The sequence below is a fragment of the Streptomyces sp. NPDC014656 genome, assembly GCF_043084305.1.
Classification (GTDB): Bacteria; Actinomycetota; Actinomycetes; order Streptomycetales; family Streptomycetaceae; genus Streptomyces.
Genome location: NZ_JBIBZN010000021.1, coordinates 30,141 through 44,563, shown reverse-complemented (window position 1 = coordinate 44,563; position 14,423 = coordinate 30,141). Strand labels below are relative to the sequence as shown.

Here is a 14,423-nt window from a genome sequence, read left to right as displayed (position 1 = left end):
CCTCGGCCCGGCGGCGGCCTCAGTGCGGCGGCTCGCCGTCCGGGACGGTGTGGGCGAGCAGGAACTCGGTCGCTCCCGCGATGGCCTCCGCGTAGGTGCCGTGGACCGGCTCGGACTCCTCCTCCCGCTGGTCCGCGCCCGTGGCGACGTACCACCACGCGTCGGCGTCGACGTCGTGGTGCACGACGGCGGTGCCGCCCGCGTAGTGGAGCGGAATGGACTCGGCGGCCGACTTCCTGACCACGGCGTGGGGCCACTTGAGCCGGGCGGACTGGCGCTTGATGCCGCCCCAGGCCGCGCCGAGCTGGGCGTAGTTGGCGCCGCTGCGGCCCGCCACGGTGGCGGCGGACTCCGCGAGCCGGTCGACGGACCGCTTGGCCTCGTACAGGGCCCGCAGCAGCGCCAGCTGGACGTCGGGGGCGGCCATCAGCACCGGATCGCCGGGCTTCCCCGCGGCGCGGTAGGCCAGCAGGCGGGTGGAGATCCCCTCCGCCAGCGCCCGGACCGCGTCGAGGACCCGCTCGTCCATGGTGAAGGCGTCGTCCTGGGTGGGCTCGCGCCACGGGGGCTCCACCAGGGTCGAGAAGGCGGTCCAGAAGGTGTCGTCGGTCTTGTCGGGGGTCGGGATCCCCGGTCCGTTCACATCACTCATGCGACAAGCTTAGCTGTCGCTTGCCCTTTTCGACAGTTATTACTGTCGACTGGTGGCGGGCGTCGGCACACCGGGCGGGTGTCGGCACACCGGGCGGGAACCGCCGCCCGCCCCGTACCGCCCGTCGTGCCCGTGCCCGCGCCGCCCCGCTGGAAGATGGCGGTGAGCGCGACGCTCGCGATCTACCCGATCTCCGTCCTCGGCGGCCTCTTCCTGATCCCGCACCTGACCGGCCTGCCCCTCCTCCTCACCAGCGCGGTCACCGCCTGCGTCTTCAACGTCCTCATGACCTACGTCTCGATGCCCGCCGTCAGCAGACTCCTGCGGGGGTGGCTCACGCCGTAGCGGCGGACCGGCGCGTCCGGCGCGGGCCCGCCCGGAACCACCGGGCGCCACGCGCGGGCGAGGGGCCCGTCGACGCCGGGGACGGGCTGTCCGTGAAGGTCTTGAAGCCGGCGACCGGCATGGTGGCGTTCGCCACGCGGGCCGCGTCGTCCTCGGCCTCGGCGCACCCGGCCGCTGACGCCGACGGCCGCGGAGGGCGGGCGCCGTCAGGCGCGGCCCGCGGCCTTCTGGCTGCGGCGGGACAGCGAGTCGACGACCACCGCGGCGAGCAGGACCGAACCGGTGATCATGAACTGGACGGCGTTGCTGACGCCCATGATGTTCATGCCGGACTGGATGGAGCCGATGACGAGCGCGCCGAGCAGCGCGGACCAGACCGAACCGCGACCGCCGAAGAGGCTCGTCCCGCCGATGACGGCGGCGGCGATCACGTTCATGAGGAGGTTGCCGCCGCCGGAGGTCTGGCTGGCGGACTGGATCTGGCCGGCGAGGAAGAGGCCGCCGACGGCCGCCATGGTGCCCGAGACGGTGAAGACGCTCATCCGGACGAACGGCACGCTGATGCCGGCCCGTCGCGCTCCCTCGATGTTGCCGCCGACGGCGAAGATCTGGCGCCCGTAGCGGGTGCGCCGGAGCACGAAGTCGAGGACCACCAGCAGGACCAGGAAGATCAGCAGCGCGAGCGGGAGCCCCTGGTACCGGTTGAGGACGTACGCGGCGGCGAAGGCGATCGCCGCGAGGACGACGGTCCGCAGCACGATCTCGGCGACCGGGCGGGACGGCACCCGCGCGGCCCGCCTGCGCCGGGCGTCGAGCAGCGAGGCGAGCAGGAAGAGCCCGACGCCGACCGCCGCCGTGGCGTAGGCCGCGACCGGGCTCTCGAAGATCGTGGAGTAGAGCTCGGCGACGACGCTCTCGCCGGGGATGTTGACCGTGCCGCTGGTGCCGAGCACCTGGAGCATCAGCCCGTTCCAAGCGAGGTTGCCCGCCAGCGTGACGACGAAGGCGGGCACGCCGACCTTGGCGAAGAAGAAGCCGTGGACGAGCCCGACCGCCGCTCCCCCGGCGAGGGCGACGAGCAGCGCCAGCCACTGGTTCATGCCGTTGATGACGTTGAGGACGGCGAAGACCGCCGCGCACAGTCCGCTGACGGAGCCCACGGAGAGGTCGATCTCGCCGAGCAGGAGGACGAAGACGATGCCGACGGCGATCATGCCGGTGCCGACGATCTGCTGGCTGAGGTCGGACAGGTTCTGCGCGGAGAGGAAGGCGCTGTCCAGGCTGCCGAAGACCGTCCAGATGATGACGACGGCGACGACGACGGGCAGCGAGCCGAGCTCGCCGCTGCGCAGCTTGCGGCGGAACTCGCCCGCGTAGCCGCGGAAGCCCTCCTCGCGGACGATCAGCCGGCTGTCGACGGCCGGCGTCGCCTCGGGGGCCGTCCGCTGGGCTGCGGCGTCGCCCGGCTCGGGCGCACGGCCCTCGTCCCCGGCGCTTCTCATGACGCCCCCTCCCCGCGTGCCTCCCGCCCCTCGCGCCCCTCCCGTTCGTCGCGTTCCTCGCGTTTGCGGGCCTGGCGCCGGGTGACGGCGCTGTCGGTGGCTCCGGTGATGGCGGAGATGATCTCCTCGGTGGTGGTGGAACGCTTGTCGAAGAAGCCGTTGTTGCGGCCGAGGCGCAGCACCGCGATCCGGTCGGCGACCGCCATCACGTCCACCATGTTGTGGCTGATCAGGATGGTGCCGAGCCCGTGCTCGCGGAGCCGTTCGACGAGGTCGAGGACCTCGGCGGTCTGCTCCACGCCCAGCGCCGCGGTGGGCTCGTCCAGGATGACGATCCTGGGGTCGCCGATGAGCGAGCGGGCGATCGCCACGGTCTGCCGCTGGCCGCCGGAGAGCGACGCGACCGGGATGCGCACCGACGGGATCCGGATGGAGAGCGTGTCGAGCAGTTCGCGGGACCGCCGCTCCATGCGGACCTCGTCGAGCACGCCGAACCGGCGCAGCTCCCGGCCGAGGAAGAGGTTGCCGACGACGTCGAGGTTGTCGCAGAGCGCGAGGTCCTGGTAGACGGTCGCGATGCCGAGGCTCTGGGCGTCGTGGGGCCGGTGGATGGTGACCGGCCGGCCCTGCCACTCGATGACGCCGTCGTCGGGCGGGTTCACCCCGGCGATCGCCTTGACGGCGGTCGACTTGCCGGCGCCGTTGTCGCCGACCAGGGCGACCACCTCACCGGCGTGGACCTCCAGATCGAAGTCCGACAGGGCCTGGACCGCGCCGAACCTCTTGGACACCCCCCGCAGGCTGAGCACAGGTGCTTCGGTCACCTTCGACCACCGCCTCCTCGGCGGAGCGCGTACCGGCACGCGCGTCGCGCGGAGCGCGTCACGGCATGGAGCGCGTCACGACGTGGAACGCGTCACGGGGAACGCGTCACTTCAGTCCGGCTTCCTCACAGGCGTCGGCGTAGGCCGGGGTGCAGATCTCGTCGACCGTGTACAGCCCGTCCTTGACGACCGTGTCCTTGATGTTGTCCTTGTCCACCACGACCGGGGTCAGCAGCGTGGCCGGGACCTTCTGGCCACTGCCGCTGGTGACGGTGACGGGGGTCAGGTCCTCGGGCAGCTGCTTGCCCTCGGCGAGGTCGACGGCCATCGTGGCGGCGATGTCGGCCTCCGGCTTGTACGGCTTCTCGACCGTGATGGTCTGCGTGCCGAGCAGGATCCGCTGGATGGCGTCGAGCTGGGCGTCCTGGCCGGTCAGCGGCACGTTCATGCCGGCGGCCTTGAGGGCGGTCGCGATGCCGGCGGCGAGTCCGTCGTTGGCCGAGTAGACCCCGACGATCCTGTCCTTGCCGAGCGCGCTGATGGCACCGGACATCTGCTGGTTGGCGTTGTTCGGGTCCCAGTTGGGGGTGTCGTACTCCTTGCCGATCTTCACCTTGCCGTCGAGGACGGAGTGCGCGCCCGCCTTGAACTCGGCGGCGTTCGGGTCGGTGGGCGAGCCGTTGTGCATCACGATCTCGCCGCTCTCCGCCTTGTCGCCGAGCGCTTCGAGCAGCGCCCTGCCCTGCAGCTCGCCGACCTTGCGGTTGTCGTACGAGACGTAGGCGTCGACCGGGCCCTGGGCGAGGCGGTCGTACGCCACGACCTTCACCCCGGCCTTGTTCGCCTTCTCCACGGAGGACTGGATCGACTTGGCGTCCACGGCGTCCAGGATGAGGACCTGGTCGCCCTTGGCGAGGGCGGTGTTGACCTGCTGCTGCTGGGTGGTCGCGCTCTCCGCCGCGTTGTAGTAGTCGATCTGCGCGTCCGGGGCGAGTTCCTTGATCTTCTGCTCGATGTAGGGCCGGTCGAACTTCTCGTACCGTGTGGTCTTGCTCTCCGGCAGCAGCAGTCCGATCTTGATGTCCTGCTTCGCCTGACCGGGCGACGTGCCGGTCGCCGTCGCCACCACGCCCATCGACAGGGCCACGGTCGAGGCCACCGCTATCGCGCCTCGCAATGTACGGGTCATGGGAGGCTCCTTTCGCGCGCCCTCGACCCGCCCCCGCGACCTGCGCGGCCGCGGGGGCGCGAGCGCACCTTCGGCCTATCCCTCGACATTAGACCCAACCCGCGGGCGGGACCTCCCGAGCCTCAGGACCCGCCCCGCCGCTGCCGGGGCACGGACGCCCCGGGCGGGCGCGGCGCGGCGCCGAAGCGGACCGGGACCCCGGGCGAGTACAGGACGCTCACGGGCGGGCCGGACGGCGCGTCGAGGCCCGCGGCGGTGAGCAGGGTCTCGTCGCAGCCGAGCAGCCGGGCGCGGTGCAGCGGCCAGCGGGGGTGGGTGTTCGGGAGGTAGAGCGGCCGGCCCGCGAAGGAGCTGTGCATGCCCCAGCGTGCGGTCAGGAAGTGCTCCAGGTCCGTCGGCTCCGCCACGCGCTCGCCGATCTCCACGCTGATCGCGCTGCGGGCCCCGCGCGGGCCGGGCCAGCGGCGGTCGCTGCTGTACGTGAGGGTGGCACCGTCGCTCCGGACGCTCATCCGGGACCAGACGTAGGGGAGCCGGAAGGCCCACCGGCCGATGGCGACGGGCAGCAGCCGGGAGGCGTCGAGGGAGCGGAAGACGACGCCGCGCCGGCCGTGCCCGTCGACGGAGTAGAGCCGGACGTTCGTCTCGGGGAACGTCCCGAGGTAGGGAATGCCGGGAAGCCGGAACCAGCCGACCCGGTGCATCCGGAACGCGACCAGCCCCACGTACGTGACACCGTCGAAGGTGTCGGGCACCGTGCCGGCCGGCAGGAGCGGGGCCACGGCGGCCGGCTCCACGGCCCAGTGGAGGAAGGCCAGGTCGAGCCAGGACTGGGTGAGCAGGGTGCGGTCCGTGCGGTGCGGGGGGTCGGGGGTGACCGGTTCGGGCTGCGCGGCGGGCGGCGTCTGCGGCATCGCAGCAGTATCCGCCACCGGATCCCGAAAGGGGGCGGCCCTCCCCGCGGCGGAAGGCCACCCCCTCATCGCTCAGTCACGCGTCGCGACTACGGCGTCACCTTCAGGAGCTTGTTCGCCGTCCCGGAGGACGGGTTCTTGATCGCTCCTTCGGTGGCGCCGCCGGTCAGCGCGGCGGCGACGTCGGACGGCGTCGCCGACGGGTGGCCCGCCAGGTACAGGGCGGCGGCACCGGCGACGTGCGGGCTGGCCATCGAGGTGCCCGAGATGGTCTTGACGCCGGTGTCGCTGTCGTTCCAGGCCGAGGTGATCTCCGAGCCGGGGGCGTACAGGTCGATCACGGAGCCGAAGTTCGAGAAGTCCGACTGCTCGTCGTCCTTGGTGCTGGACGCCACGGTGAGGGCCTCGGGGACCCGGGAGGGCGAGCCCTGTCCGGCGTCGGAGGTCTCGTTGCCGGCCGCGACCGCGAAGGTCACGCCGGAGTCGACGGCGCGCTTGACGGCCGCGTCGAGGGCCTCGTCGGCGCCGCCGCCGAGGCTCATGTTCGCGACCGAGGGGCCCGAGTGGTGCTGGGTGACCCAGTCGATGCCGGCCACGACCTGCTCCGTGGTGCCGGAGCCGTTGTCGTCGAGGACCCGGACGGCCACGATCTTGGCCTTCTTGGCGACGCCGTGGGCGGTGCCCGCGACCGTGCCCGCGACGTGGGTGCCGTGGCCGTTGCCGTCGTCGGCGGTGTCGTCGTTGTCGACGGCGTCGAAGCCGTGGCTCGCCCGGCCGCCGAAGTCCTGGTGCGAGATCCGGACGCCGGTGTCGATGACGTACGCGGTCACGCCCTCGCCGCCGCCGTCGGGGTAGGTGTACTTCTCGTCGGCGGCCGTCTCTGCCTGGTCGATCCGGTCCAGGCCCCAGGACGGGGGCTTCTCCTGCGTCTCGTTGATGGTGAAGCGCTTGTTCTGCACGACGGTCCCGACGGCGGGGTCGGCGGCGAGGCGCTTGGCCTCGTCGACGCTCAGACCGGACGCGGAGAAGCCGTTGACCTCCGAGCCGTAGGAGCGCTGGAGGGTGCCGCCGTACTTCTTCGCGAGCTCCGCCTTGTTCGCGGATGCGTCGAGGATGACGACGAAGCTGCCGGCGACGGCACCCGGGGCGCCGAGGCCGTGCACGGTCCCTTCGGCCGGGGCGGCCGCCCCGGCGAGACCGCTCGCGAAGAGCGCGGAAGCGGTCGCGGCGGCCACACCTGTGGCTATGGCCGCGTTGCGAAGACCGTGGGATCGCTTGTGAGTTGCCATGAAAGGGGATCTCTCCTCGTGTTGACGTGTGGGGCGTCAAACGTTCGAGAGAACCCTGTGCGGCTTGGCAGGAGCAAATCAAGTCCGAACCCGGGGTACGGGGTTATTCAACAAGGTTTCTTAAAATCCTCTCCGCATCGCCTCCACCTCGCGCACGGGCCCTCACGAACTCCCCCGTGAAATGAGCACGTTCACGCCGGCGGGAGCCGGGGCCCGGCAGGGGCGTCCGCCCCCGGCCCTATGGCGGTCCGGACCGGCGCGCACGGCGAGGTAGGGGGTGATCCCGAGGACCCGGAAGCCGTACGCCGGCAGCCGCTCCGGGCGTCGCATCACGCGGGGGCCGCCCTCACGGCCGGGGCTCGATCCGGCTCCCCGGTCTCCCGCGGCGACAGGCACAGGGTGCCGGTGACGCCGAGCGCCGAGATGCGGCGGGTGACGCCCGTGCCGCTCGGCCCCCGCGCACCAGGAGGGAACGGTTCGACCGCTCGGCGTGCTCACGAGCGGCGCGGGCCGGTTCGCGCCGGCGGAGGCAGCGAGGGACGTCGAACGTGCTCACGCCGGTGTCCGCCGGGCGCGGTGCCGCACTCGGCGGCGCCGGCCTCGCGGTGGACGCCGCCGTCCACGGCGCGCTCGGGCATCCCGTCACCGCGCTCGCACGGGTGGCGGGGCCCGAAGTTCCCACGGCGGCGGCCCGATCGGGCGGGCGTCCGGCCGGGCCCGTCCCGAGGGAAGCCGGCCCTCGGCCGCCTCCCCCGGCGAGACGTCGAGCGCGGCACCGCCGGGCCGCTGGACGCCGCGTGCGCCGTGCGGGGCCTCGCGGCCCCCGGCTACGCGTCGTTGACGAGGAGGATCTTGCCGAGGTGGCCGCCGGCCTCCATCAGGCGGTGCCCCTCCGCCGCATCGGCCATCGGCACGGTCCGGTCGATGACCAGCTTCACCGTCCCGTCCTCGATCATCGGCCACACGTTCTTCCGCACCTCGGCCACGACCTCGGCCTTGTACTCCTTCGAGCGCGTCCGGAGCGTCGTGCCGTGCACGGACGCCCGCTTGAAGACGATCTCCGCCAGGTCGAGTCGGCCCTCCAGCCCCTTCTGCAGGCCGATCACCACCAGCCGGCCGTCGGCCGCCAGGGAGCGCACGTTGCGCTCCAGGTAGTCCCCGCCCACGACGTCCAGGATCACGTCGTAGGGCCCGTGCTCGGCGAAGTCCTCGGTCCGGTAGTCGATCGCCACGTCCGCGCCCAGCTCCCGCGCCTGGGCCGCCTTCTCCGCTCCGCCGACCGTCGTCACCACGCGGGCGCCCAGGGCCTTGGCGATCTGGATCGCCATCGTCCCCACGCCGCCGGCGCCACCGTGCACCAGGAGGGTCTCCCCCGCCTTGAGGCCGGCGGTCATGACGATGTTCGACCAGACCGTCGCCGTCACCTCCGGCAGGCCCGCCGCCTCCGTCAGCCCGATCCCCTCGGGGACCGTGAGCAGCTGCCCCGCCGGTACGGCGACCTTCTGCGCGTACCCGCCGCCGGTCAGCAGGGCGCAGACCTCGTCGCCCACCCGCCAGCCGGTCACGCCCTCCCCGACGGCGCCGATCCGGCCGGAGACCTCCAGCCCCGGGTACGGCGACCAGCCCGGCTGCAGCGGGTACAGCCCCCGTCGCTGCATGACGTCCGCGCGGTTCAGGGCGCCGGCCACCACGTCGACCACCACCTCGCCCGCGGCGGGCGTGGGGTCCTCGACCTCGACCCACCGCAGGACCTCAGGACCACCATGCTCCGTGATCGTCACAGCCTTCACGACAACTCCGTTCCCACGACCGAAGAGAGAGGGCTCCCGCCACCGAGGAAGGTACGGCGGTCCCGCCCCGGAGAAGGGTGCGGCGCTCCGCGCCGGGCGGAAGTACGGCCTCCGGCGCGGGGAGCGGTGGTCCGTTCGGAGCCGGATCACCGGGAGCTCAATGTGTACACCACTCACATTAACCGAGAGGAGTGAGCAGTGCAAACATTTGCCCTGTGGCGCGGCGGAACCCGCCCGCCGGTCGGGACCCGACCCCGGCCCCGGCCCCGGAGCCGACCCCGACGCCGGAGCCCACCTCGAACCCGACCGATCCGCCGAGCGAGGGGCCCTCGCCCCAGCCGGGAGGTCTGCGGGCGGCCGGGGCGGCGGATGGGGGCGGCGGTCGGGGGCGGCGGTCGGGGAAGGGGGCGCGACCGTCAGGGCGTCGGCAGGGCGATCTCCCGCTTGAGGATCTTGCCGCTCGGGCCCAGCGGCAGCTGGTCCACGAGCCACACCCGGCGGGGGTACTTGTACGCCGCCACGCGTTCCTTGACGTACTCCCGCAGCTCCTCGGGCGTGGCCTGGGCGGCGGGACGCAGGACGACCGCCGCCGCGACCTCCTCGCCCAGCTCGGCGTGCGGGACGCCGACCACGGCGGCCAGGGCGACGGCCGGGTGCTCGTGGAGGACCTCCTCGATCTCGCGCGGGTAGACGTTGTAGCCGCCGCGGATGATCATGTCCTTCTTGCGGTCGACGACGTAGAGGTAGCCGTCCTCGTCGGCGCGGGCGAGGTCGCCGGTGCGCAGCCAGCCGTCGGGGATGGCGGCCGCGGTGTCCTCGGGCCGGTTCCAGTAGCCCTTCATCACGTTGGGTCCGCGCACGGCCAGTTCGCCGATCGCGCCGGGGGCCACGTCGTGCCCCTCGTCGTCGAGCAGGCGCACTTCGACGTCGCGGATGGGGGTGCCGATGGAGCCGGCCTTGCGGGGCCGGTCGGGGTGGTTGAAGGTGACGACCGGGCTGGTCTCGGACATCCCGAAGCCCTCCAGCACCGAACAGCCGAAGCGGCGTTCGAAGCCGTGGAGGATCTCGACCGGCAGCGAGGCGCCGCCGGAGATGCACATCCGCAGCGTCGACACGTCCGCCTCCGACGGGTGCTGCAGCAGTGCCGCGTACATGGTCGGCACGCCCTCGAAGACGGTGGCCCGCTGGCGGGCGATCGCGTCCAGGACGTCTCCCGGTACGAACCGGGGAATCATGACGAGGGAGGCGCCGCTGCGCACGGTCGCGCTCATGGTGCAGATCTGCCCGAAGATGTGGAACAGCGGCAGACAGCCGACCACCACGTCGTCCGGCGTCATCCGCTGGATCTGGACGCCGTTGACCTCGGTGTTGTGCCGCAGGCCGGCGTGGGTGAGGACGGCGCCCTTGGGGCGGCCGGTGGTCCCGGAGGTGTAGAGCAGCACGGCCATGTCGTCGCCGTCCACGTCGGCGACCCCGGCGAGCGGCTCGTGCCCGGCCAGCTCGGCGGCGAACGTCGCGGGCTCGACCGCCGTGTACCGCACCCCGGTGGCCGCCGCGCCCTTGGCGCCCTCACCCGGCGCCTGGTGCCACTCGAAGAGCCGCACCGCGCCGGAGTCGGCGAGGTGGAACTCGGCCTCCCTGGTCTTCAGGAGCGGGTTCATCGGAACGACGACCGCGCCCGCCCGCAGGACCGCGTAGTAGAGGACGACGAACTCGGGAACGTTGGGCAGCATCAGGGCGACCCGGTCGCCCGGCTCCACTCCCTCGGACCGGAGCAGCGCGGCGGCGCGGGCGCTGTGCTCGTCCAGCTGCGCGTAGGTGATCACCCGCCCCCCCAGCCGCAGCGCGGGATGCTCGGGCTGCCGCCCGGCCGTCTCCACGAGGAACCCTGCCAGATTGGCCATGACCCGCCTCCGTTACACGGAATCACCGGATGTTTACATCGCAGACATCTTGCAGTCCCTCAGGGCGCTCACCCTATGGCCGGCGGGACAGCGCTCGGCCCCGCAGATTGTCCGTGGGAACAAAACCCCGTGGCTATGCTGCGGACATGAACCTTTCAGGCGTAGCCGCGGCGCTTCACGCGAGGCTTCCCGAGCTGGCCGAGAGAATGGCCTCGCGCATCCGGTCGGAGGTCGACGCGTACCAGGACGAGGCACTGATCTCCCTGGAGTCGCTGCGGGAGTCCTGCGCCGCCAACGCGGAGCTCGTACTGAAGCACCTCGACCGGGAAGACCCCGCCGAGGCGGAGGCGGCACGGGAGACCGGGCGGGCCCGGGCGGAGCAGGGCGTCCCCCTGGCCGACACCCTGCGGGCGTACCGCATCGGGTCGGGGCTGCTGTGGACCGAGATCGTCGGGGAGGCCCGGACGCGTCCTGACGTCTCCGACGGCCTGCTGGTGTCCGAGTCCGCGAAGTTCTGGGTGCTGTTCGGCCGGTACGCGGAGGCGGTGGCCGTGACCTACCGGGAGACGGCGGCCGAGCTGACCTCGCGGGGGCTGGCCAGGCGGTCCGCCCTGGTGGAGGCGCTGTTCACCGGGATCATCGCGGAGGGCACGCTGTGGGAGGCGGCTCGCGAGCTGGGCCTGCCGGAACAGGGGCCCTTCGCGGTCGCCGTCGCGGAGGCCGCGGCGCCGGGCGAGGAACCCCTCGCGGGCGTGGAGGCGGCGCTGCGGAGCGCGGACGTCCCTTCCGCCTGGAGGTTGCTGCCGGACCAGCAGCTCGCTCTGGTCGCGTTGCCGTCGGGGCGGTCGGAGGACGCCTGTCTGCGCATCCTGCGGCGGAGCCGTGCCCGCGTGGGGTTCAGTCCGCGTTTCGACTCGCTGCGGGACGCCCCCCAGGCCCTCCGCTTCGCGCGCCTCGCCCTGTCCGGGCTGCCGGGCGCCGGGCCCGGGGTGGCGCGGTTCGACGACAACCCCCTGGCGATGGTCGTCGCCGCGGCGCCGGTCGAGGCCGCCCATCTGGTGGAGGTGACCCTCCGGCCGGTGCTCGACCTGCCGGCCGCGGAGCGGTCCCGTCTCCTGCGGACGCTGGAGCAGTGGTTCGCCTCCGGGGGGTCGACGGACGCCGCGGCGGCGAGCCTGTTCGTCCATCCCAACACCGTGCGCTACCGGCTCCGCCGCGTCGAGGAGCTGACGGGCCGGCTGCTCTCCGATCCGCGGGCGACGGCGGACATCGGCGCCGCGCTCCAGGCGGTCGGCGGCCCCCTGGGCTCCGACCGCCGGCCCCGTGGTTCCTGAGACACGAGGAGACCCTGCGCCTCCTCGTCCCGGAGGAGGCGCAGGACGGGGCCCGGAGCCGTCAGCGCGTTCACCCGCGCGTCCCGGCCCTTCACCGTCCCCTGAGCCCCCGACCCCGCCACCGTGTGCCGGAGCCCGGTTCCGCGCGCGGTGGTGGCCCGCCCTCTCCGTGCGCGGCGACCCGTGCCGTCAGGGCCGGGATTCGACCGGCGCGCCCACCGTCATGCGGGTCATGGCCCGGTACCGCTCCGCCAACTGCTGGGGGCTGTGCTCGCCCTTGGCGCGGTACCACTGGGAGACGCCCGTGCACATGGTCACGATCGCCCTGCTGACCTCACGCGGGTACTCGGTGGTGAAGACCTTCCGCGCGACACCGTCCTCGATCACCTGGTCCATCAGCCGCTGCTGGCGGTCACGGGCACCGATGTAGGTGCTCCGCACCTCCCCGGTGAGGCTGCGGATCTCGCTGTACGCGATGAACGCCAGGTCCCTGCGGTGCGCGTGGAACAGGACGAGGCACTCCACCAGCACGTCCAGGCGTCGCTGGACGTCGTCGCCGGCTTCCTCCAGAGCCGCGGTGCTGCGCTCCCACAGGTCGTCCATGGCGTGGGAGACGAGCGCGACGAGCAGTGCCTGCTTCGAGGGGTAGTGGTAGTAGAGCCCCGGCACGGAGAGCTCCGCGCGTGCGGCCACCTCGCGGATCGACGTGCCGTGGTAGCCGTGCTCCACGAAACAGGCCAGTGCGGTGTCGAGGATCGGCGGCAGCGGGCTGCTCTCGTACGACCTCCAGCCCGCTTCGGCTCGCGTCTTCTCCACAGTGCTCCTCTCCCCCGGATCTTCGCCGTGTCGGCACAGTATGCAGCGCCGGGCGGATCCCACTCCGCGGCCCACCTCTTGACATGCTCCCGGCGCCACCCTTCACTTTACCGAGCGATCGCTCGGTAGCCGAGCGACCGCTCGGTATCCATACGTCCAGGGCCGATGTGGACGGGAAGGACAGCACATGACGGTGGATGAGGAACCCCGGCGGGGCGTACGGCCCCCCATCTGCTCCGACGCGGACGCCCAGGCGGTTCCCGGCTCGCTCGTGGCCGCGTGGAAGGCGCGCGTGGCGAGGAACCCGGAGGGCGTCGCGCTCCGCTTCTTCGACGGTGCCCTGTCCGCGCGGGAGGCGGACGCGGCGTCGGACGCCCTGGCCGCCGCGTTCGAGGCGCGCGGCACCGGCCGGGGCGACCGGGTCGGGGTGTACCTGCAGAACGTCCCGCAGTACGCGCTGGTGCTGCTGGCCCTGTGGAAGCTGGGGGCCACGGCACTGGGACTCAACCCGATGTACCGGCGCCAGGAGCTGCGCCGGATCGTCGACGACGCCGGGGCGGTCGGCGTCGTCTGCGCGGACGAGGACGTCCACGAGACGCTCGGCACGCTGGCCGGCAGCCCGGTGCGGTGGCTGGTCAGCACGTCGGCGCTGGACTACCAGTACCGCGACGATCCGCGGGTCTTCACGACGGCACAGCGCCACGCACCGGCGCCGGACGGCGACCTGGCGGCGCTGATCGGCGAGTTCGAAGGCCGCGGCCCCTCGCCCGTGGAGCTGACCGGTGAGGACGTCGCGTTCCTGACGTACACCTCGGGGACGACCGGACCGCCGAAGGGTGCCATGAACACCCACGGCAACGTGCTGAGCGTGGTGGAGACCTGCGCGTCCTGGATGGGGGTGGGCGACGGCGACGTCGTGTTCGCCATGGCCCCGCTGTTCCACATCACCGGGGCGGTGGTCAACGCGACGCTCTCGCTGCTCACCGACACCACGCTCGTCCTGGCGGGCCGGTTCCACCCCGAGGTCGCCCTGGAGGCGTTCGCCGAGCACGAGGTGACCTACACGATCGGCTCCATCACCGCGTACCACGCGCTCTACGAGCTGCCGCAGGCCGGACCGGAGCACTTCGCCACGGCGAAGGCCCTGTACTCGGGCGGCGCGCCGATCCCGCCGGCCACCGTCGAGCGGTTCCGGGAGCGGTTCGGCGTCTACCTCCACAACGGCTACGGGATGACCGAGACGACGTCCGCCGTCATCGCCGTGCCACCGGGCGAGCGGGCGCCGGTGCATGCGCCGAGCGGGACGCTGTCGATCGGCAAACCCCTGCCGCACCTCACGGCGCGGGTCGTGGGCCCGGACGGCGGTCCGGTGCCGAACGGGGAGCAGGGTGAGCTGGAACTGAGCGGGCCGCAGGTGGTGCCCGGGTACTGGGGCAAGCCCGAGGTCACGCGCCGGACGATGCCGGAGGGCCGGCTGCGTACCGGCGACGTCGCGGTGATCGACGAGGAGGGCTGGGTCTACCTGGTGGACCGGCTCAAGGACCAGATCAACGTGTCCGGGTACAAGGTGTGGCCGCGCGAGGTCGAGGACGCGCTGTACGAGCACCCGTCGGTGCTCGAGGCCGCGGTGGTCGGGCAGCCGGACGCCTACCGCGGCGAGACCGTCGTCGCCTACGTCTCCCTCAAGGCCGGTCTGAACGCCACGGCCGAGGAACTGATCGCGTTCACGCGCGAGCGGCTGGCCGTCTACAAGTGTCCGCGCGCGATCCGTTTCCTGTCCGACCTGCCCAAGACCCAGAGCGGCAAGATCCGGCGCGCCGAACTCCGCGACGCCGGAGCGGCGTCGCCCTCGAAGGAGGACTGA

The 14,423-nt window shown here is 72.6% G+C and carries 12 protein-coding genes; 3 read left to right on the top strand and 9 right to left on the bottom strand.

The window, feature by feature from the left end; all coding sequences use genetic code 11:
• Positions 1-19: 19 nt before the first annotated feature.
• Positions 20-652 carry a hypothetical protein gene (locus tag ACF1ED_RS33640; RefSeq protein WP_391767052.1) on the bottom strand — a complete coding sequence of 211 codons (633 nt, stop codon included), beginning with the start codon at positions 650-652 and terminating at the stop codon, positions 20-22.
• Positions 653-730: 78 nt separating this feature from the next.
• Here ACF1ED_RS33640 and ACF1ED_RS33635 point away from each other — a divergent pair, with 78 nt between their 5' ends.
• The gene (locus ACF1ED_RS33635; RefSeq protein ID WP_391767050.1) at positions 731-997 is read left to right on the top strand and encodes a hypothetical protein; all 267 of its coding nucleotides are present in this window, start codon (positions 731-733) and stop codon (positions 995-997) included.
• A gap of 206 nt (positions 998-1,203) precedes the next feature.
• Here ACF1ED_RS33635 and ACF1ED_RS33630 read toward each other — a convergent pair whose 3' ends face one another.
• The 7 genes from ACF1ED_RS33630 to ACF1ED_RS33600 form a co-directional block, all read right to left on the bottom strand.
• Entirely contained in the window at positions 1,204-2,499 is a 1,296-nt protein-coding gene (locus ACF1ED_RS33630) for a sugar ABC transporter permease (RefSeq protein ID WP_391767048.1), read from the bottom strand.
• Positions 2,496-3,323, bottom strand: coding sequence for an ATP-binding cassette domain-containing protein (locus ACF1ED_RS33625; RefSeq protein ID WP_391767046.1), 828 nt, complete (start codon positions 3,321-3,323; stop codon positions 2,496-2,498). Before ACF1ED_RS33625 ends, ACF1ED_RS33630 begins: the two co-directional genes overlap by 4 nt.
• Positions 3,324-3,429: 106 nt before the next feature.
• Positions 3,430-4,512 carry a sugar ABC transporter substrate-binding protein gene (locus tag ACF1ED_RS33620; protein ID WP_391767044.1) on the bottom strand — a complete coding sequence of 361 codons (1,083 nt, stop codon included), beginning with the start codon at positions 4,510-4,512 and terminating at the stop codon, positions 3,430-3,432.
• Between the two features lie 122 nt (positions 4,513-4,634).
• On the bottom strand, positions 4,635-5,426 hold the full coding sequence (locus ACF1ED_RS33615) for a YqjF family protein (RefSeq protein WP_391767042.1): 792 nt from the start codon (positions 5,424-5,426) through the stop codon (positions 4,635-4,637).
• Between the two features lie 89 nt (positions 5,427-5,515).
• Entirely contained in the window at positions 5,516-6,715 is a 1,200-nt protein-coding gene (locus ACF1ED_RS33610) for a S8 family peptidase (protein WP_391767040.1), read from the bottom strand.
• An 827-nt stretch (positions 6,716-7,542) separates the two neighbouring features.
• A complete protein-coding gene (locus ACF1ED_RS33605; protein WP_391767038.1) occupies positions 7,543-8,505 on the bottom strand; it encodes an NAD(P)H-quinone oxidoreductase in 963 nt (320 codons plus the stop codon).
• Between the two features lie 416 nt (positions 8,506-8,921).
• Complete coding sequence (locus tag ACF1ED_RS33600; RefSeq protein WP_391767037.1) at positions 8,922-10,409, bottom strand: long-chain fatty acid--CoA ligase; 1,488 nt, start codon at positions 10,407-10,409, stop codon at positions 8,922-8,924.
• A gap of 146 nt (positions 10,410-10,555) precedes the next feature.
• Between ACF1ED_RS33600 and ACF1ED_RS33595 the strand changes: the two genes are divergently transcribed.
• Positions 10,556-11,743: a PucR family transcriptional regulator gene (locus ACF1ED_RS33595; protein ID WP_391767035.1), complete on the top strand. Its 1,188-nt coding sequence runs from the start codon at positions 10,556-10,558 to the stop codon at positions 11,741-11,743.
• A 189-nt stretch (positions 11,744-11,932) separates the two neighbouring features.
• Here the strand turns inward: ACF1ED_RS33595 and ACF1ED_RS33590 are convergent, their stop codons facing one another.
• Complete coding sequence (locus ACF1ED_RS33590) at positions 11,933-12,559, bottom strand: TetR/AcrR family transcriptional regulator (protein WP_391767030.1); 627 nt, start codon at positions 12,557-12,559, stop codon at positions 11,933-11,935.
• A gap of 187 nt (positions 12,560-12,746) precedes the next feature.
• Between ACF1ED_RS33590 and ACF1ED_RS33585 the strand changes: the two genes are divergently transcribed.
• The gene (locus ACF1ED_RS33585) at positions 12,747-14,423 is read left to right on the top strand and encodes a class I adenylate-forming enzyme family protein (protein ID WP_391767028.1); all 1,677 of its coding nucleotides are present in this window, start codon (positions 12,747-12,749) and stop codon (positions 14,421-14,423) included.